The organism is bacterium, assembly GCA_026708055.1.
GTDB lineage: Bacteria > Actinomycetota > Acidimicrobiia > Acidimicrobiales > CATQHL01 > VXNF01.
This window is the reverse complement of record JAPOVS010000026.1, coordinates 135,505-153,485: the sequence shown is the minus strand read 5'-3', so window position 1 is coordinate 153,485 and position 17,981 is coordinate 135,505. Positions and strand designations below refer to the sequence as shown.

The 17,981-nt window shown below is 69.2% G+C and carries 18 protein-coding genes and 1 tRNA gene; 11 read left to right on the top strand and 8 right to left on the bottom strand.

Features of this window, described 5'->3' with window-relative positions; all coding sequences use genetic code 11:
• The first annotated feature begins 73 nt into the window (after positions 1-73).
• The 3 genes from OXG55_05285 to OXG55_05275 are packed head-to-tail and all read left to right on the top strand — an operon-like array spanning position 74 to position 3,645.
• On the top strand, positions 74-841 hold the full coding sequence (locus OXG55_05285; GenBank protein MCY4102669.1) for a glucose 1-dehydrogenase: 768 nt from the start codon (positions 74-76) through the stop codon (positions 839-841).
• Between the two features lie 36 nt (positions 842-877).
• Positions 878-3,226: a hypothetical protein gene (locus OXG55_05280; GenBank protein ID MCY4102668.1), complete on the top strand. Its 2,349-nt coding sequence runs from the start codon at positions 878-880 to the stop codon at positions 3,224-3,226.
• Positions 3,227-3,267: 41 nt separating this feature from the next.
• Positions 3,268-3,645 carry a RidA family protein gene (locus OXG55_05275; protein ID MCY4102667.1) on the top strand — a complete coding sequence of 126 codons (378 nt, stop codon included), beginning with the start codon at positions 3,268-3,270 and terminating at the stop codon, positions 3,643-3,645.
• Positions 3,646-3,757: 112 nt separating this feature from the next.
• On the opposite strand, the gene OXG55_05270 is transcribed toward OXG55_05275, so the two are convergent.
• The 5 genes from OXG55_05270 to OXG55_05250 all read right to left on the bottom strand — a co-directional run bounded on the left by OXG55_05270 (position 3,758) and on the right by OXG55_05250 (position 7,875).
• Positions 3,758-4,957: a DUF4143 domain-containing protein gene (locus tag OXG55_05270; GenBank protein MCY4102666.1), complete on the bottom strand. Its 1,200-nt coding sequence runs from the start codon at positions 4,955-4,957 to the stop codon at positions 3,758-3,760.
• 360 nt (positions 4,958-5,317) lie between these two features.
• Positions 5,318-6,343: an aspartate-semialdehyde dehydrogenase gene (locus OXG55_05265; GenBank protein ID MCY4102665.1), complete on the bottom strand. Its 1,026-nt coding sequence runs from the start codon at positions 6,341-6,343 to the stop codon at positions 5,318-5,320.
• Positions 6,344-6,347: 4 nt separating this feature from the next.
• Entirely contained in the window at positions 6,348-7,289 is a 942-nt protein-coding gene (locus tag OXG55_05260) for an oxygenase MpaB family protein (protein ID MCY4102664.1), read from the bottom strand.
• Between the two features lie 72 nt (positions 7,290-7,361).
• Positions 7,362-7,438: transfer RNA gene (locus OXG55_05255), tRNA-Pro, on the bottom strand.
• A 44-nt stretch (positions 7,439-7,482) separates the two neighbouring features.
• Positions 7,483-7,875: a response regulator gene (locus tag OXG55_05250; GenBank protein ID MCY4102663.1), complete on the bottom strand. Its 393-nt coding sequence runs from the start codon at positions 7,873-7,875 to the stop codon at positions 7,483-7,485.
• A gap of 52 nt (positions 7,876-7,927) precedes the next feature.
• On the opposite strand from OXG55_05250, the gene OXG55_05245 reads away from it, so the two are divergent.
• The 3 genes from OXG55_05245 to OXG55_05235 all read left to right on the top strand — a co-directional run bounded on the left by OXG55_05245 (position 7,928) and on the right by OXG55_05235 (position 10,072).
• Positions 7,928-8,275 carry an STAS domain-containing protein gene (locus OXG55_05245; protein ID MCY4102662.1) on the top strand — a complete coding sequence of 116 codons (348 nt, stop codon included), beginning with the start codon at positions 7,928-7,930 and terminating at the stop codon, positions 8,273-8,275.
• Positions 8,276-8,282: 7 nt separating this feature from the next.
• A complete protein-coding gene (locus OXG55_05240; protein MCY4102661.1) occupies positions 8,283-9,728 on the top strand; it encodes a hypothetical protein in 1,446 nt (481 codons plus the stop codon).
• 128 nt (positions 9,729-9,856) lie between these two features.
• The gene (locus OXG55_05235) at positions 9,857-10,072 is read left to right on the top strand and encodes a WhiB family transcriptional regulator (protein MCY4102660.1); all 216 of its coding nucleotides are present in this window, start codon (positions 9,857-9,859) and stop codon (positions 10,070-10,072) included.
• Positions 10,073-10,101: 29 nt separating this feature from the next.
• Here OXG55_05235 and OXG55_05230 read toward each other — a convergent pair whose 3' ends face one another.
• Positions 10,102-10,401 (bottom strand): type II toxin-antitoxin system Phd/YefM family antitoxin, encoded by a 300-nt coding sequence (locus OXG55_05230; GenBank protein MCY4102659.1) that lies wholly within the window; start codon positions 10,399-10,401, stop codon positions 10,102-10,104.
• A gap of 178 nt (positions 10,402-10,579) precedes the next feature.
• Here OXG55_05230 and OXG55_05225 point away from each other — a divergent pair, with 178 nt between their 5' ends.
• The 4 genes from OXG55_05225 (at position 10,580) to OXG55_05210 (ending at position 13,640) form a co-directional block, all read left to right on the top strand.
• Entirely contained in the window at positions 10,580-10,843 is a 264-nt protein-coding gene (locus OXG55_05225) for a ribbon-helix-helix domain-containing protein (GenBank protein MCY4102658.1), read from the top strand.
• Positions 10,840-11,157, top strand: coding sequence for a type II toxin-antitoxin system PemK/MazF family toxin (locus OXG55_05220; protein ID MCY4102657.1), 318 nt, complete (start codon positions 10,840-10,842; stop codon positions 11,155-11,157). Before OXG55_05225 ends, OXG55_05220 begins: the two co-directional genes overlap by 4 nt.
• A 358-nt stretch (positions 11,158-11,515) precedes the next feature.
• Positions 11,516-12,469 carry a site-specific DNA-methyltransferase gene (locus OXG55_05215; protein MCY4102656.1) on the top strand — a complete coding sequence of 318 codons (954 nt, stop codon included), beginning with the start codon at positions 11,516-11,518 and terminating at the stop codon, positions 12,467-12,469.
• 22 nt (positions 12,470-12,491) lie between these two features.
• Positions 12,492-13,640: a hypothetical protein gene (locus OXG55_05210; GenBank protein MCY4102655.1), complete on the top strand. Its 1,149-nt coding sequence runs from the start codon at positions 12,492-12,494 to the stop codon at positions 13,638-13,640.
• Between the two features lie 404 nt (positions 13,641-14,044).
• On the opposite strand, the gene OXG55_05205 is transcribed toward OXG55_05210, so the two are convergent.
• Together OXG55_05205 and OXG55_05200 are read right to left on the bottom strand one after the other, a co-directional pair.
• Entirely contained in the window at positions 14,045-14,350 is a 306-nt protein-coding gene (locus OXG55_05205) for a helix-turn-helix transcriptional regulator (GenBank protein MCY4102654.1), read from the bottom strand.
• On the bottom strand, positions 14,350-14,760 hold the full coding sequence (locus OXG55_05200; GenBank protein ID MCY4102653.1) for a type II toxin-antitoxin system RelE/ParE family toxin: 411 nt from the start codon (positions 14,758-14,760) through the stop codon (positions 14,350-14,352). Before OXG55_05200 ends, OXG55_05205 begins: the two co-directional genes overlap by 1 nt.
• Positions 14,761-14,782: 22 nt before the next feature.
• Between OXG55_05200 and OXG55_05195 the strand changes: the two genes are divergently transcribed.
• The gene (locus tag OXG55_05195; protein MCY4102652.1) at positions 14,783-17,857 is read left to right on the top strand and encodes a DEAD/DEAH box helicase family protein; all 3,075 of its coding nucleotides are present in this window, start codon (positions 14,783-14,785) and stop codon (positions 17,855-17,857) included.
• Positions 17,858-17,981: the final 124 nt, after the last annotated feature.

Here is a 17,981-nt window from a genome sequence, read left to right as displayed (position 1 = left end):
TGCGATCCGCCCCATGTCGTCATTCCGGCGTAGGCCGGAATCCAGTCTCCCCGCGGCCCTTGGTACTGACGCCATGAGGCTCGAAGGCAAGGTCTGCATCATCACCGGGGCGGGCTCCGGCCAGGGCAGGGCGGCGGCACTGCGCTTCGCCGAAGAGGGTGCCCGCGTCGTGATCGCCGAGATCGACACGGCCGCCGGCGCCGCCGTGGCCGAGAAGATCAGCGCGGCCGGGGGAGAGGCGGTCGCCGTCGAGATCGATGTGAGCCTGGAGTCCGACTGGGAGCGGGTCGTGGCCGCCGCGGAGGAGCGCTTCGGGGGCGTGGACGTGCTCTACAACAACGCCGCCGTCGCCCCCGTCGAAGACGGCTCGGTGATCGACGTCCCGCTGGGCACCTGGGACCGCATCCTGGCGGTGAACCTCACCGGTCCGATGCTGGGTTGCCGCCACGCCATCCCAGAGATGCTGCGCCGCGGCGGCGGATCGATCATCAACACCTCCTCGATCCGGGCCTTCGTGGGCGGCAGCCAGCCGATCGACGCCTACACGGCCAGCAAGGGTGCGCTGATTTCGCTGACCCGTTCGCTTGCGGTGGTGTACGGGCCGCAGGGGATCCGCGCCAACGTCATCGCCCCCGGCACGATCCGCACGCCCATGGCCCTGGTGCACGACGCCCACGGCGACGCGGGCAGCCGGATGCGACTCGCCCGCTATCCGGTCGGCCGCTTCGGCCAGCCCGAGGAGATCGCCGACCTGGCGCTCTACCTGGCCTCCGATGAGTCGCGCTGGACCAACGGCGCGGTGATGGTGATAGACGGCGGCGCGATGATCAACTACGTCTGACATACAGGGGTACAGCGAAAGGATTCGGGAGGGAAGATGCGGTTAGCGGAAGGGTACGAGAAGAGTCCCTACAGGTCGGAGCGCCGGCGCCGGGAGCTGCTGGGCTACACCGACCCGCTGGTCGTCCACCCGGGCGACGAGGTGCGGGTCATGGTCAGCTCCGAGTTCGACTCCTACGAGTCGCAGGTGGTGCGGCTCATCCACGGGGACACCTCGCCGGAGAGCCCCGGCTTCAAGGCCGAGCCGGTGGCGACGTCGGCCGACGGTACGCACCCCGGCCAGCGCCAGGAGACTCACGCCGGGTCGTACGTCGAGGTGCCCGACCCACCCGAGATCTCCGGCAGCTTGACGATCGCAGCGTGGATCTGGCCGACGGTGCCAGAGGTGGGACCGCAGACCATCGTCGCCCGCCGCGGCAGCTTCGGTGGCTACAGCCTCGGACTCGGCCTGCCGAGGGGCATGCCGACAGGACCGGACGTGGACAGCGCCGGATGCGTGATACCTCCTGGGAACGAGGAGGACGGGCTCACGTTGAGAGTCGACAACCGGCACTTCTCCCTGGGCGCCTGGCCCGTCGCGAAGCGCTGGCACTTCGTGGCCGGCTCCTGGGACGCCGCCACCGGTGAGGCCCACCTGCTGCAGAGGATCTGCGAGCGCGGCCCCGAGCCCTCGCTGACGGCCGCGACGAATCTCGGCACAGCGGACGGCGACGAGGTTGATCCCGTTCCCGAAGAACCCGACGCACCGCTGCTGCTGGCGGCCGGCTCGCGCATCGACGGCACCGAGGTGGGTGCCTACCACTGCTTCAACGGCAAGATCGAGCGGCCCTGCCTGTTCGACCGGGCGCTCAGCGCCGAGGAACTCGAAGCCCTGGCCGACGGCGCCGACCCGCTGGCGATGGACGGCGTGGCGGCGGTGTGGGACTTCGCCGCCACGGACGCCTCGGGTGTCGACATCGCCGACGTCGGTGGCTCGGGCCACGACGGCACCGTCGTCAACTACGCCATGCGCGGCCTCACCGGCCACAGCTGGGACGCCACGGCCTTCACGCGCGAGGAGGCGCCGGAACAGTACGGGGCCATCCATTTCCACGACGACGACTTCGACGACAGCCGCTGGGAGGAGGACTTCAGGTTCACAGTCCCCGACGACGCCCGCAGCGGCTACTACGCCGTGCACCTGCAGGCCTCCGACGAGGCCGGCGGCGAGGAGGACAACATCCCGTTCTTCGTGACGCCGGCCCCGGGCGCCCGCCGGGCGAAGGCGGCGTACCTGGCGCCAACCTGCAGCTACCTGGCCTACGCCAACGAGCGGGTGCTGTTCAGCGGGGGCCACGACTTCAGCGACCTCACCAACATCCCCATCGTCGTGGACCCCTACGACGACTACCTGGGCGCCCGGGTGGAACTCGGCGGCTCGGTCTACGACGTGCACACCGACGGCAGCGGGGTGTGCCACTCCACCACCCGCCGCCCGCTCCTGTCGATGCGCGCCACCGCCCGCCACTGGGTGACCGGTGCCCCCCGGGGCTACGCCTTCGACCTGTACCTGGTGGACTGGCTGGAGACCCAGGGCGCCGACTACGACGTCATCACCGACGAGGACCTGCATTTCGAGGGCCTCGACTGCCTCTCGGAGTACAAGGTCGTCATGACCGGCTGCCATCCCGAGTACTGGACCGGCCCCATGCTGGACGCCCTCGAGGCGTACCTGGACGGCGGCGGGCGGTTCATGTACCTGGGCGGCAACGGCTTCTACTGGGCCACCACATATGACCCGGGGCGTCGCCACGTCGTCGAGATCCGGCGCGGCTTCGCCGGCAGCCGGGCCTGGGAGTCACACCCCGGCGAGACGCAGTTCGCCTCAACCGGCGAGCAGTGCGGCATCTGGCGGCACCTGGGCCGCCCGCCCAACGCCATCGTCGGCACCGGATTCTCCTGCCAGGGATGGGATGCCCACACGCCCGGCTACCGGCGCCTGCCCGGCAGCTTCGACCCGCGGGCCGCGTTCATCTTCGAGGGCGTCGGCGACGACGAGATCATCGGCGACTTCGGCCTGGTGATGAACGGCTGCGCCGGCGACGAGCTGGACCGGGTGGACCACACGCTCGGCACGCCGTCCCACACCCTGGTCCTGGCAACCTCGGCGGGTCAGCACTCGGCCTACTACCTGATCTGCCACGAGGACATCTACGTGATGCACTCCAGAATCGACGCGACCCGCAACGACGACGCCCGCGCCGACATGGTGTACTTCGAGACCGCCAACGGCGGCGCCGTGTTCTCCGTGAGTTCCATCAACTGGTTCTCGGGCCTGTCGCACAACGACTACGACAACAACGTCTCACGCATCACGTCCAACGTGCTCAACAACTTCCTGGCGTAGCCTGAGCCGCCGTCAGAGGCCCATCCAAGGGAGGAGTCATCATGGCGAAGCAGCCGATCACCAGTGCGTCCGCGCCCCAGCCTTCGGGGGCCTACTCGCAGGGCATCGCCGCCGGCGGGTTCGTGTTCCTGTCGGGGCAGGGGCCGTTCACGCCCGACGGCGAGGTGCCCGAGGGCGGCTTCGGCGCCCAGGCGCGGCAGGTCTTCGCCAACCTGGCGGCGGTGGCCGAGGCGGCCGGGGGTTCGCTGGCCGATGCCGTGCGGGTGGGCGTCTACCTGGACGACATGGCGGATTTCGCCGAGATGAACGCCATCTACCGCGAGGCGTTCCCCGAGCCGCTGCCGGCGCGCACCACTATCCAGACGCCGCTGCCGGGATTCGGCATCGAGGTGGACGTCGTCCTGCACCTCGGCGACTGAGCCCCCGAGCGCCGCGGATCGCCGGAGCGGCGTCAGCCCGGTGCCGCCGGCGACGGAGGTTTCGTGGAGTCCCGGCCCTCGCGGAGGCAGGGCCAAGCCGCTGAGTTCGGCGTCAACCCCAGAGTCCGGCGATCGGCACGGCTTCGATCCGGTCTCCCAGGCTGTAGCGGTGCGGGCCGGTGTGGAAGACGACCCCGCCGGCGAACCGCTCGGGCGGGATCCGGTCGCGCAGCCAGGCGATGTGGCGGGCGTCGCGGGCGCTCGGCGCGCTCGCCGTCTTGATCTCGAACGCGGCCAGCCGGCGCCCGAACTCCACGACCAGGTCGATCTCGTGCTCGCCGCTCTGGGTGCGGAGATGGAACATCTGGGCGCGGCCGGCGGCCGCTGACACCTCGGCGCGAAGCTGTGCGGCCACGTAGGTGTCGATGATCCGCCCTCTGGCGTCGCTGTCGCGCCGAAGGCTCTCGCGGTCGACTCCCATCAGCCAGGCTGCCAGCCCGGTATCGGTCATGTATCGCTTCGGCATCGAGGTGAGCCGCTTGAGCCGGTTCGAGTGCCACGCGGGCACGTCGGCTGTGAGGCGCAGCACGGTCAGCATCTCGTGGTAGCTGAGTGTCGTGCGGCGATCCAGGCCGGCGGCCTGTGCCAGCGCGGTGTCCGGAACGACCCCGGACGTATGCAACGCGAACGCGGTGAGGCAGCGTCGCAGGGGCTCGGGGCTGCGTCGCCTGCCGTTGCCGGCTGCGAACTCGCCGAGGTCGCGGGTCACTGCCACGTCGACGTAGGTTCGCATCCAGTCGTCGCGGGCACCGGCTCGGGCGGCCGCCAGCGCACCGGGGAATCCGCCGTCGAGGGCGATGTCGACGTAGCCGAGCACATCGGGGCGCTCGGGCGGCAGGGCGAAGCGCAGGTCGCTGTCCCAGCGCTCGAACAGTGATGGAGCGGTAGCGTCGCCGAAGCGCTCACGGCCCGTCAGCGGCCACAGCTGCGTGGTCAGGACACGACCTGTCAGCGGCCACTGGCCCACATGGAGGTCGTTGCGGGCCGATCCGGTGAGCAGGTACCGCCCCGGCGGCCTCGGCGCGGCGTCGACCGCCCTCTTCACGGCCCCGAGCACGCCGGGGGCGTGCTGCCACTCGTCGATCAGCAGCGGGAACGGGCCGTCACGGATGGCCGCGTCGGGATCGTCGAGGACGATTCCCCGCTCCGCCTCGACGTCTAGGCGTAGCACCGACCGAGCGTGTCGCATCGCTGTGGTCGTCTTGCCGACCGCGCGCGGCCCCGTGATGAACTCCGCCGGCCATGCCTCCATGTGGCGGGCCAGGGTGCTGTCGGAGATTCGCGCGATGTAGTCGTCGTGGCCGTCGATGGACGGATCGTAGCCGACCCCGCACTAATATGTACAGATTCACGACCGATTGGTGTAGAGATTCACGCGGTAATGGATGTCTAAAATCACTGGGCAATTAGTGTACAGATTCACGGCTCGGGCGAATCTGCAGGTCGCTGGCGGCAGGCTGGGCGGAGGTGCGGTCGAGAGCCTCGGATGTGCTGAGCAATGGCTGTTCGGCCGAGACCGCAGGCCCCTGAACTGCGGCTTTGAAGCCGACATGGGGTTGATTCGGGGGTTGCTCAGCAGCCTACTTGGGTGCGGCGGGTGTGGACTGGGCTGTCAGCTGGACTCGGTCAGCAGTTCCTCGGCGATCTGCACGGCGTTCAGCGCCGCACCCTTGCGGAGGTTGTCGCCCACCACGAACAGCGCCAGCCCGTTCGGCACGGTGGGATCGCGCCGGATGCGTCCCACGAGGGTCTCGTCGATGCCGGTGGCCCCCAATGGCGTGGGAAGGTCGTCCAGTACCACGCCGGGTGCGGCGGCCAGCAGCTCGCCGGCCTGGGTGGGGTCGAGCGGTTGCTCGAACTCGGCGTTGACGGACAGGGCGTGGCCGGTGAAGGTCGGCACCCGCACGCAGGTTGCCGAGACGGCCAAGTCGGGAATACCCAGGATCTTGCGGCTCTCGTTGCGCAGCTTCTGCTCCTCGTCGGTCTCGCCGCTGCCGTCGTCGACGGCCCCGCCGCAGACCGGCAGCACGTTGTAGGCCAGCGACGCCCCGAACGGTCCGTCGCCGGGCACCTCGGCGGCCTGCGGGTCGAAGGCCAGCCCCGCCGCAGCCTCACCGGGCGCGGCGATCTGGGCCGCTAGGGCGCTGACGCCGGCCCGCCCGGCACCAGAGGCGGCCTGGTAACTGCTGATCACTAGGCGCCGCAGACCGGCGGCCTCGTGCAGGGGCCGCAGGACCGGCATCGCCACCATGGTCGTGCAGTTGGGGTTGGCGATGATGCCCTTCGGGCGGTGCGCCAGGGCGGCGGCGTTCACCTCCGGCACCACCAGCGGCACGTCGGGGTCCATCCGCCAGGCCGAGGAGTTGTCGATGACGGTGGCCCCGGCCTGCGCCACCCGCGGCGCCAGGGCCCGCGAGGTGGTCTTGCCGGCCGAGAAGAGGGCGATGTCGGTCGTGGAGTAGTCGGCGGCCTCGGCGTCCTCCACGGCAACCTCTGAACCGTTGAACGCCAGGTGGCGCCCGGCTGAGCGGGCCGACGCCATGAACCGCACCCGTTGCAGCGGGAAGGCGCGCTCGGCCAGCAGGGCGCGCATCACGCCCCCCACCTGGCCAGTGGCACCGACGACGGCAATCTCCATGCCGTCAGGTTACCGGCGGCTGTTGCGGCGACTCCTCCGGATCGGGGGCGTTGCGCAGAGCCCAGCCCATGACACCCAGCATGGCGCGGGCCGCCGGTCGCGCCAGGCCGCGGCGCAGCGGCCCGCAGCGCAGGCCGTGCAGCTCCTGGGCCCAGCGGGGCAGGCTGCCGGCCGCCGCCCAGAACAGCACCGCGTAGGCCAGCCGCGCCAGCGGCGGCAGCGGGAACCGGCGCAGGAAGTAGACGGCCTCGGTGCTCAGGTCGGTGGCCGCCACCACCGGCCCGAAACCGTCGATCACCGCCGCCAGCTCGGCCCGGCTGCGAGGCGGCTCGGTGATCCCCAGGCGTTCGGCCACCGTGGCCATCTCCGCCACGTAGCGGTCTGCCAGATCGGCCATCGGGATCGGCCCGACGGCGGCCGCGACGGCGGTTCGCTCCGGCAGGTTGGGGGCCAGCATCCGGCGGCGGCGCCGCGGGCGGCCGAACCGCAGGAACGCCTCCAGGAAGCTGTCCACCTCGGTGGCGTGCACCCAGGCCAGCAGGTCGGGGTCGTCGGCCCGGTAGTCACGACCGTCGGGCGTCACCCCCGACACGCTCAGGTGCACCCGCCGGACCGCCTCGATGGCCGCCTCGGCCTCCGGGAGAGCGCAGTACGTGGTGGTGCCCAGGAAGAACACGGTGCGCCGCAGCCGTCCCAGCGGGTCGGCGCGGAAGTCCGAGTGCTCGCCGACGCCCTGCATGGCAACGGGGTGCAGTGACTGCAGCAGCAGCGCCCGGATGCCGCCCACCATCATCGAGGCCTCGGCGTGCACCAGCCACGCCGCCCCGCCGACCGGCAGCAGCGTCGGCGCCCCGGGGGTGGGGGCGAACTTGCGGGATCCGCTGCCGGACAGCACCGTGCGGATCGACCACGCCAAGCGGTTCCGCAAAGTGGCGAGGAGGTTCATTGTGAGGGGTTCATCGCGGGCGGCATGTTCCTCGAATCCGGGCGCGCCAGCACCCGCCGGGATGCTCGGCGATGGTCGGGCAGGCGGGATTTGAACCCACGACCTCTTCGTCCCGAACGAAGCGCGCTACCAAGCTGCGCCACTGCCCGTTGCGGGCCGAGGATACCAAGGCCGGCCCGCCGCGCCGGGCGGCTCAGCTGGCGCTCTCGTAGAAGGTCCCACCCTCGGCGAGGGCGGCTCGCCCCCGGCGCAGGCGGAAGGCGTTGAGGGGTTTGATCAACCAACCGTCGGCGCGCGCCCGCCGGGCCAGGAACACGTCCGCGGACCGGTCCAGCAGCATCAACACCTTCTGGTACCGCAGCCGACCGGCATCACTCTCGGCCCGCAGTTCCAGGCACGACGCCATTCCGCCCATGCTGCCGATCTGCAGGTCCACGATCACCAACTCGGGCTGCAACTCCTCGGTGACGGCCAGCAAGTCCCGTCCCGAGCGAACCCGGCTGACGCGGGTGTCATCGTCGGCGAGAGCGCCGGCAACCTCGTCGAACGTCCAATCGGCGTCGGTTGCCAGCAGCACGTCGGCCATACCGTGAGGCTACCGGGGCGGTAGCATCCCCGGCGAGACGGGAGGTTGCCGGGTGTTCGAGGTTCAGGTGGAAGTCGCGGAGGACCACACCGTCTGCCGGCCGATCGGCGAACTGGACGCCTACACCGTCGGCGACTTCCGCGAGGCCCTCAACGGCGTCGACGAGACGGCTCGCCTGGTGGTGGATCTGAGCGGCGTCCCGTTCATGGACTCTGCCGGTCTCGGGGCTCTCATCGGGGGCATCCGGCGGGTGCGCGACGGCGGAGGCACGATCTCGGTGCTCTGCGATCGACCTGCGATCACCCGACTGCTGCACACGACCGGCTTCGACCGGATCGTTCCGATGGTGGAGACCATGCAGGCGGCCCTCGAGGCGCTCGGTCCCGTCGACGATTCCTGACCACTCTATGAGCCGGAGCTCTCCCCTGCCGTCCGGCGCGCGCCGTGGCGCTCCCACGGCGCGCCGAGTGCTGCTGGGGTTGGTCGTCGCCACGGCGGGCTGGCTCCTGGCACCCTCGGGCCCGGTCACCGCACAGGCTGAGGCCTGCCCCGAGAGCGCCGCCGCCCCCGCGGTGTCCCGGGCACCGGAGCCCGGTGCGGACCTGGTGCAGGTCGTCGAGGTGGTCGGCCTGATGGATCCGGTGCTCAGCGACTTCGTGATCGATCGCATCAGCCGCGCCTCCCAGCCCGACAGCGGCGTGCTGTTCATCGTCCTGCGGATAGACAGCCGCCGCGCCGTGGTGGACGAAGCGGAGTTGGCGGCGATCGCCGATGCCATCGTGGACTCGCGGGTGCCGGTGACTGCCTGGGTCGGCCCCTCGGGAGCCCGCGCCACCGGCGAAGTCGCACAACTCCTGGCGCTTGCCGACCGGGTGGGCGTGGCACCGGGAGCGCGCTTGGGGGACACCGGTGACCAGGCGCTCGACTGTGACCGCTTCGGCCGGCTCTGGGGATCGAACGCGGCGCTCCTGGCCGACCGCACGGTGAACCACAGCGAAGCCACCACCGCCGGCGTTACGCCCGCGGCCGCGCCGACGCTCGGTGAGTTCCTGTTCACGCTCGAGGACCTGGGCTTCGAGACCGTCGAGGTCACCGACGCCGAGACCGGCGAGACCCGCCTCGAACCACGATCCTCGGTGCAGTTCGTGAGCCTTCCGTTCGTCGGCGGGATCATGCACACCGTGGCGAGCCCGCCGCTGGCATACCTGCTGCTGCTCGTATCGCTGGCACTGATCCTGCTCGAGCTGTACACCGCCGGTGTCGGCATCGCCGGCGTCACCGGCGCGGCCAGTGGCATCCTGGCGCTGTACGGGCTGGCGGTGCTGCCGACCAACGGCTTCGCCATCGCCCTCATCGTCTTCGCCTTCTTCGCCTTCGCCATCGACGTCCAGACCGGCGTGCCGCGCCTCTGGACCGCCATCGGGACCGCCGCCGTCGTCGCCGGGACGCTGACGCTGTACGACGGCGTCTCCATGTCGTGGGTGCCCATGCTGGGAGGGCTCGTCGGGCTGATGCTCGGCATCCTGGGTGGCATGCCGCCGCTCATACGCAGCCGCTTCTCCACGCCCACCATCGGCCGCGAATGGATGATCGGGATGCGCGGCGAGGCCGTCGAGTCTCTGCACCCGTTCGGGGTGGTGCGCATCGCCGATAGCCTCTGGCGGGCGCGCACTTTCCGGGCCTCGCCGATCCCGCCGGGGGGGCCGGTGGAGGTCACCGGCATCGACGGGTTGCTGCTGGAGGTGTCGCCGGCGGAGGTCCTCGACGAGTCCGAGAGCACCGCCGACGAGCAGGCCGGAGACGGCGAGGATGGCGCGCCGGCGCCGTCGGGGGCCGACGAGGAGGCCGGCTAGCAGCGTCGGCGGGCTCGCCTGCGACGAATCCCGAACCCCGTCTTGTGCTGGATCGAATGCCGTCCTATGGTCGCCCCCGTGACAGGGGAGGCCGCGTGAGCGCGATCACCGACGGTGTCGAATGGCAGATGCGGGCGGCCTGCAGAGGCCCCCAGTCGGCGGTGTTCTTCCCGCCGACGGTGGCGGAGGCGAAAGAAGAGAGATCCGAGCGCGAGCGCCGCGCCAAGGCCATCTGTGCCCAGTGCACGGTGATCACCGAGTGTCTGGAGTACGCCCTGCGGATCCGCGAGCCCCACGGCATCTGGGGCGGCCTCAACGAGCAGGAGCGCCGCCGGCTCCTCTGAGCGGACCCGGCACGGGCGCTGTCGCAGGATCATGCGCCAAGACGCGCGGAGGGCGACCGGCCGGCATCCCAGCCCGCTTCCAGCGCCCGCACGTCCTCGGGGCCGATGACGGTCTCGGAGGGATCGTCCACGAAGTCACCGAACTCCGGGAGGATCCCGCTGATCCCTCTCCCCTCGCGCTCGACGGGTACGAGCCGGGATACCGGTCGGCCCCGCTTGGTGATGACGATGGTCGCGCCCGTCTCGTTCACCTCGTCCATGAGCTTGAGGCACTTCGCCTTGAACTCCCCGGCCGGTATGGTCCTCGTCAACGCAGGTCCGCTTGTCATGCCGGCCATGCGAGCAGTTCGTGACCATACTCGTGACCATGACGGGCGGCCACCCTGGGCGCATCGCCGGCGCCGTTGGGTGCCAATCGCGTCGCCATGCACAGCGACATTGATCTCGCATACCAGTTCGATGGTCGAGAACGGTATCCGATCGATGTTTCTCCTGTAGGATGAGTCCGTGGGATCCGAACGGACCGAGCAGGTCGCGGTCAGATTGCCGACCTCGCTGCTGTCGACTGTCGACGACTTGGTGAGCGTCGGCGTCTACCCCAGCCGCGCGGCGCTCGTTCGAGCCGGAATCGAGGAGCTGGCTGCGAAGGAGCGGGCCCGGATGCTGGACGCCGAGATCGCCGAGGGCTACCGACGGTTTCCCCAGACCGACGGCGACAAGCGCGCAGCGGCGGCATCGCTGCGCGATGCGATCCTGGAGGAACCGTGGTGAGTGAGCCGCGCCGTGGCGAGATCTGGTGGGGTGAGATGGAGGACGTCGGAAGGCGCCCGTTCCTGGTGATGAGTCGGTCGTCGGCGATCCCGGTGCTGAACGGCGTTCTGGCGGCACCGGTCACCCGCACGGTCAGGAACATCCCGACCGAGGTGCGACTGGGGCCCGAAGACGGCCTGCGGACCGAGTGCGCCGCTGGCTTCGACAACCTTCGCGTGGTTCCGAAGGCGTTCCTCACCGAGCGAATCTGTGAGTTGGGTGCTCTGCGTACCGACGAGGCGTGTGCGGCGTTGCGTGTCGCAGTGGACTGCTGAACGTCGGAACTCCGGCGGTCCTCGCTTCCGGCGCGCAAGACACGTCTCCGACCGGAGAGCCTGCCCGCGAGCCGCTCCGGTGGCATCCGTTCCCTCTGATCCGCCACCTACGGCGCCTGGTTGCCGTCGCAGTCGAGACCACGAACATCGTGAGGCCCCTGCCCCCGGCGCTCGCTTACCGCGACTGACGACGTTGGCGGCCGCCTCGACACTCGCGGCGGCGACCGTCGATGCGCAGTAGCCGTGATGGTTGGTGATCCTGATGGTGCCTTCCGCCGGTTCCCAGACGAGCCTCGTCCGCGTCGCCAGCCGACTCCGGTCCGCTGCGATGTCACACCCCGACCCTATTGTTGGTCGCATGAGTGGCCGGCCCGCGAAAACCTCGGTGCCCCGAGAGTCGGAGATCTACTGCGGCGATGCATTCGATCTGATTGGGAAGCTGCCCGAGTCGTCGGTGGACTTGATCGTGACGAGCCCGCCGTATTGGTGTCAGCGCGTGTACGAGGGGCAGGAGGATCACAACTGGGCGGTTCAGGATGCGTGGCGGCGCGAGGGCGAGTCGCTTGATGTTGCCCCTCCGTATGACTGGTACCGCGCTAACGGCGGCATGTTGGGTCTTGAACCGACGCCTGACTGGTACGTGGCTCACCTGGCCGAGTGGTTCGACCGGGCACGCCCTGTCCTAAAGGCCGACGGGAACGTCTGGGTCAACATCGGCGACACCTACTTCGCGCGTTGGGCGAGCATCCGCCCCGGGGGCCGGCAAGGCCTCGGCGGCACGCGCCGGGTCAGACGGCGCACGCCGATGGGGGACTACCGGCAGGAGAAGCAGTTGCTGATGGTGCCGGCGCGGTTCGCGATCTTGATGCAGGGTCGTCGCTGGATTCTGCGGAACGATCTCATCTGGTCGAAGCCGAATGTTCCGCCCCGGCCCGAGAGGGATCGCCTCCGGCTGACCCACGAGCACCTGTTTCACTTCGTTCGCCGGCCGAGCGAGGGTCGGGCCGCTTACTTCTATGACCTGGACGAAGTCGAGCCCGGCGCCCGTGACGTGGTGACCGTCAACGCTCGCTCGGGGGCGCACGGACACTCGGCGACGTTCCCGCCGGAGGTGATTCGCCCCCGCGTCCTGTCGTCGTCGCCGGTCGGCGGTGTGGTCCTCGACCCGTTCTGCGGCACCGGACGTGCGCTCACGATCGCAGCCGCGCATGGGCGAACCGCGATCGGCTTCGAGTCGGCCGAATCGTTCGCGGAAGTTGCCGCGCGGGATCTGGCAAGCGTGATCAGCACTCGACTTCGTGGCTCGGCGTAGCTCACGTCAGCCGAATCACTACGTGGGAGAGTGGTTCGGACAGCGAATCTACCCCGAAGTTCAACTCGGCGCCGCTTCGCTGGATGCGATGCGGGCACATCTGTGCCCGTTCTTGACCGAAGCGGTCGGTGAAGCCCAGGAATGCATCAAGGCGACGCCTTCCCAGGGCGTGTGCACGATCACCAGCCGGAACGCGCGCCGGTATGGCGTCGACGACGGCTCGATCGACTGGCTGGTTTGCCCGTATCGCACGCTCGACGGTGGACTGCTCAACGAGGTTGCGCGTCGCCTGTTCGATGTCGCTGGCGATGCCGATGCGCTGATCGTCGCCGCTGTGACGCTTGACGATCCGAGGTCGCGGTTGCGTATCCGAGCCGCGCTCGCTGTCGACGAACCGGTGATCGTCTACTTTCGTGCCCGCCTTGGCGGGGAAATCTCGCTGAGACCGACTGATCGATCGCCGGAACTCTCATTCGACATCGCCATGGTCGAACTCCTGGGCGGTTCGGGCGATCCCGAGATCGGCCGGTACGCAATCGTGGAAGTGCAGACGATGGAGTTCCACGGATCGTACGGCCAGGCCACGACGGCGCTGAGAAACGCGCTCGACCTGCATCAGTCGAGTTTCGCCGATCAAGTCCGCGAGAACCCCGAGTGGGCGGGGAGGGCGATCCAGGGGCCAAGCATCGCCGACACGTTCAAGCGGACCTTCTACCAGATGATCTTCAAGTTCCAGTTGGGTCTCCACGCGAGTTGCGCAGGAACCGTGCTGGCGCTTCCGCGTGCGGTGTGGAACTCCTGGCAGCCACACCTCGGCGGACCTGAACTGCTGATCGATCCTCGTGATCGGACGCTCCGATCATTGCCTCGACCGGAAGGCGTCGGGCTGACTGAGGAGGCGACGGCATGGATTCTCGTGTTCGACACCGATCAGACCTCGGGCGTCTCGCCCAATCCGTTGGTCGTCGACATGGTGATTGAGACTGACACGCCCACACTGCTGCACCACGCGTTCGACGTCGCGCCGGAGGCGGCGTTCGGAGGCGGCGCGACCGCCCGCCTGTACGCGGACATATGCAGCAAGATGCTCGGCTGGTGGCCCGAGCTTCAACGTGCTGAAGCAGCGGATCCAGGCAATCGGCGGGCGGCGCGAGGGATGAGAGGGCTCTGAAGTGAGCGACATGTTCAAGCCTGTGCCGTGGACTGCCCAGAACCTCGTCGCGGCGGTGCAATCCGGAGCGTTGCGTCTTCCGGATATCTAGCGTCCGTTCGTGTGGGAGAAGGTCAAGGTCCGCGACTTGGTGGACTCGATCTACCGCGGCTACCCGGTCGGCGATACGACACAATCGCCGAGATCACAGACGACGCCCTCATAGCGCTGGACGAGCATGTCTATGACTCGCCGCTGCGAGCGGCCCGTGCCGACGGCGACAGGCGCTCCGACGGCTGGGACTACTGGGTCCTGCTGAACGATGCTGAGACGCTGCGCACGCGCCGTGAACTTTCGGAAGATCACCACCGAGCTCACACAGGTTGACTCCGCGGCGAATCGGCCTGCGCGGCGAGGCGTTGCTGTCAGTGCGCCGGAGCCAGGTTGACCGTGATCGTCATGTCGAGCGCTGCGGCGACTTTTTGAAGCGTGGCGAGCGTTGCGCTCGTGCCGCCGGCCTCGAGGCGGGCTACCGCCGCCTGGCTCGTGGCCATGCGAGTCGCCAGTTGTCGCTGAGTCAGGCCCGCAGCTTCTCGCGCATCGCGGACCTGCTCCCCGACCTCCAGAGCCAGTCGGGCCGCCGCGAGCGCCGCGTCGAACTCGGCGCGCTCGTCATCGCTCATCGCGTCGAGTCGCATATCTCGAATCTCTTCAATCGTTGGGCGCGCCATCATTCCTCCTCGACTGCGTGTCCTTCAGCGACGCATCGGCGCATCGCCCTCCGAGCGCGCCGGACTTCGGTGCGCTCGTTCTGCTTCTGCTTGCGGAACGTTGTCAAGAGCACGATCCGCCTGTCGTCCGCAAAGTAGAACGTGATCCGTCGCGCTGTACGGGCGAGATCGATCCGCAACTCGAAGAGGCCGTCGCCCAGCGGACGCGAAGCCGGGAACCGAAGCCGGCTGCCGCCCTCGGCGAGTCGCTCGACGGCCGCCAGCACTAGTGCAAACTCCCTCACGGCGAGCGATTCGATCCATTGCTCGACTTCCGGTTCGACCTCCACCGACCACATGACATCAAAAATGATATCACACGCTTGACGGATCGTTGCTCGCCTCGGCGGCCGCGGTCGCGTACTGTTCACGCCCGTGCCGATGAATGGTGATTTGCGCCCGCGCCCCGGCGAGTCGGGCGACGGTCTGTTCGACAGCCTGCGGGAGCGCTACTCCGACGACGGTGTGCGGGGCCGGGTGTTCGAGAGGCTCGTGCGGTACGCCTTCGAGCGGCATCCGGGCGAGTACGGTCCGCAGCGGTTCCGCAACGTCTGGCGCTGGGTGGAGTGGCCGGGCCGGACCGCGCACGGCTACGGCCCCGACGTCGGGATCGATCTCGTGGCCGAGCAGACCGAGCAATGGGGCGGCGGCCTGTGCGCAATCCAGACCAAGTTCTACGGTGAGACTTCTCGGATCGCCAAGTCCGACGTGGACTCGTTCCTCTCGGCGTCGAGCGCCCCGTGGTTCACGCATCGCATCCTGGTGGTGACGGTGCCGCTCACGTCGAACGCCGAGACGATGGTGCTCAACGCGTCGCCCCGTTGCGAGGTGGTGCAGCGCCCCGACCTCGAGGGTTGGCCGGTCTCGTGGTCGGATTTCTTCGAGGCGCCCGACAGGCTGTCCTTCGACTCGGCGCGCTGCGTGCCGTACCCGTTCCAGGCCACCGCCGTCGAGAAGGTGATCGCGGGCTTCGTCGAGTCTGATCGGGGCAAGCTGATCCTTCCCTGCGGGACGGGCAAGTCGGTGGTGGCCCTGTGGATCGCCGAGCGCCTCGCCGGCCGGGGCGGGCGGGTGATGCTGCTGGTGCCGTCCATCGCCCTGATGGGCCAGATCATGCGGGAATGGGCCCGCCGTCGCAGCCCCGACATCCCGCATCGCTACGTCGGCGTCTGCTCGGACACACGGGCCGGGCGCGCCGACGAGGATGCCGACATGGTCGAACTGGCCATGCCGGTCACGACCGACCCTGTGCGGATCACCGAGCAGCTCTCGGTGCCCGCCGAGGATGAGATGACAACGGTCTTCTGCACCTACCAGTCGCTGGAGTTGGTGGCCGCGGCTCAGCGCGCCGGCGCGCCCGGCTTCGACCTGGTGATCTGCGACGAGGCGCACCGCACGACGGGCGTCCAGGAGGTCAGCCGTGCGACGGCGTTCACGCTCGTGCACGACCCCGACGAGATCCGCGCCGATAAGCGGCTCTACATGACCGCCACGCCGCGCCTGTACACCAGCCGGCTGAAAGCCAAGGCCGACGAGCACGTCCGGGACTTCGACGTCTACTCGATGGACGACGAGGACGTCTACGGCCCGGAGTTCTCCCGGATGGGTTTCGGCGACGCCGTGGAGGGCGGCTACCTCACCGACTACCAGGTACTGGTCATCGCCGTGGCCGAGGACCCCGTGATCGAGCAGTTCGACTACATAGAGGCCGGTGACGACCGGGATCCGATCAACGCGGGGGAGGCCGTCCGGCTGGCCGGATGCTGGGACGCCCTGGCGGACCCAACCACCCGGTGCGCCGCCGGGCGCGTCACCGGGGCGGTCAACCCGGAGTTCGCGGCGCGGCGGGCGATCGCCTTCACCAACACCATCAGGAACTCGCAGCGGCTCGAGAGGTATTGGGAGCCGGTGATCGACAGCATGGCCGCTCGGAATACCGCCGGGGCCGAACTGCTGGACTGCGCGGTCCGCCATGTGGACGGCCGCGACAATGCCTTCAAGCGCAAGACGACCATCGACTGGCTGCAGGGCACCGCCCACGGCGACGGCTGCCGGGTCGTCACCAACGCCAAGTGCCTGACCGAGGGTGTGGACGTCCCGGCGCTCGACGCGGTCCTGTTCATCGAACCGAAGCGGTCGCAGATCGATGTGGTGCAGGCGGTCGGCAGGGTCATGCGCCGCTCGGAGGCCAAGAAGTACGGCTACGTCGTGCTCCCGGTCGTGGTGCCGTCGGGGGCGAGCCTGGCCGACGACAGGGTGCTGTCGGGATCCGACTTCAAACAGGTCTGGGACGTCCTGAAGGCGCTCCGGTCCCACGACGAGCGCCTTGACGTGGCGATCAACACGGCGGACCTCGGCGGCACCGTGCCGCTGAGGATCATCACAGCCGGTCTCTGCGACCAGTGCGCACGGGCGGACTGCGACGGCGGCGAGGCATGCGCGGCCCGGACCTCGGGGCGCGACGCGGTGCAGGGCCGGCTCCCGTTCGAGAACGCCATCGCCTCGAAGCTGGTGGAGGTGTGCGGCGACCGCCAGTACTGGGACCGCTGGGGCCGCGAGGTCGCCGCGATCACCGGACGGATCATCACGCGGGTCCGCATCGTGCTCGACTCCGACGAGATGCTCGCCGAGGCGTTCGGTCGGTTCGGTGACGCCATGCGCGCCACGGTCGGCGCGCACCTGACGCAGCCGGCGCTGGTCACGATGCTGGCGCAGCATGTGGTGACGATGCCGGTGTTCGACGCCCTGTTCTCCGGCAGCGGGTTCGCCGACCGAAATCCCATCTCCAAGGCCCTGAACGAGTTGCTCGACGAGTTCAAGAGCCAGGACGTCCGCCTGCGCGACGAGACCCGCGACCTCGACCGCTTCTACAGCAGCGTCGCGAACCGGCTGGCCGGCGCCACCGACTCCGACGCCCGCCTCGATGTGATGCTGGAGGTCTACGAGACGTTCTTCGCCGAGGCCATGCCCGCGGAGGTCAAGCGCCTCGGCATCGTCTACACCCCGCCGCCGCTCGTGGATTTCGTGCTCCGCTCGGCCGACGCTGTGCTGCGCAAGGAGTTCGGGCGCGGCCTCACCGACCGGGGCGTACACGTGCTCGACCCGTTCACCGGAACCGGTACGTTCGTCAACCGTCTCCTGACGCAGAAGAGTTCGCGGGGGGGGGGGCGTGGAAGACTTCCTCGTGCGCCACGAGGACCTCGCCCGCAAGTTCATCGGTGCGGCCGGCGAGGCACCGGAGATCCATGCCAACGAGATTGTGCTGCTCGCCTACTACCTCGCGGCCCTCAAGATCGAGGAGGGCTACAGGGAGCGCACCGGCGACTACGAGCCGTTCGAGGGGATCGTCCTCACCGACACGTTCCTGATGAACGACAACACCCGTCTGCCCACCTTCGGGCCGATGGGCCGAAACTCCACGCGGGTCAAGCGCCAGAACGACCTGCCCATCGAGGTAATCGTCGGTAACCCGCCGTGGTCGGCGGGCCAGAAGTCAGCCGGCGACGACAACCCCAACATCGACTACCCGGCCTTGGCTGCCCGGGTGCGTGAGACATACGGGCAGCGTCACAGGGCGGTCACGGGGCGTGGC

Excerpts from the sequence above, each read along its gene's own strand:
- OXG55_05285 (MCY4102669.1), top strand. The coding sequence starts at position 74 with ATGAGGCTCGAAGGCAAGGTCTGCATCATCACCGGGGCGGGCTCCGGC.
- OXG55_05280 (MCY4102668.1), top strand. The coding sequence starts at position 878 with ATGCGGTTAGCGGAAGGGTACGAGAAGAGTCCCTACAGGTCGGAGCGC.
- OXG55_05275 (MCY4102667.1), top strand. The coding sequence starts at position 3,268 with ATGGCGAAGCAGCCGATCACCAGTGCGTCCGCGCCCCAGCCTTCGGGG.
- OXG55_05270 (MCY4102666.1), bottom strand. The coding sequence starts at position 4,957 with ATGGAGGCATGGCCGGCGGAGTTCATCACGGGGCCGCGCGCGGTCGGC.
- OXG55_05265 (MCY4102665.1), bottom strand. The coding sequence starts at position 6,343 with ATGGAGATTGCCGTCGTCGGTGCCACTGGCCAGGTGGGGGGCGTGATG.
- OXG55_05260 (MCY4102664.1), bottom strand. The coding sequence starts at position 7,289 with ATGAACCTCCTCGCCACTTTGCGGAACCGCTTGGCGTGGTCGATCCGC.
- OXG55_05250 (MCY4102663.1), bottom strand. The coding sequence starts at position 7,875 with ATGGCCGACGTGCTGCTGGCAACCGACGCCGATTGGACGTTCGACGAG.
- OXG55_05240 (MCY4102661.1), top strand. The coding sequence starts at position 8,283 with ATGAGCCGGAGCTCTCCCCTGCCGTCCGGCGCGCGCCGTGGCGCTCCC.
- OXG55_05235 (MCY4102660.1), top strand. The coding sequence starts at position 9,857 with ATGCGGGCGGCCTGCAGAGGCCCCCAGTCGGCGGTGTTCTTCCCGCCG.
- OXG55_05230 (MCY4102659.1), bottom strand. The coding sequence starts at position 10,401 with ATGACAAGCGGACCTGCGTTGACGAGGACCATACCGGCCGGGGAGTTC.
- OXG55_05215 (MCY4102656.1), top strand. The coding sequence starts at position 11,516 with ATGAGTGGCCGGCCCGCGAAAACCTCGGTGCCCCGAGAGTCGGAGATC.
- OXG55_05205 (MCY4102654.1), bottom strand. The coding sequence starts at position 14,350 with ATGGCGCGCCCAACGATTGAAGAGATTCGAGATATGCGACTCGACGCG.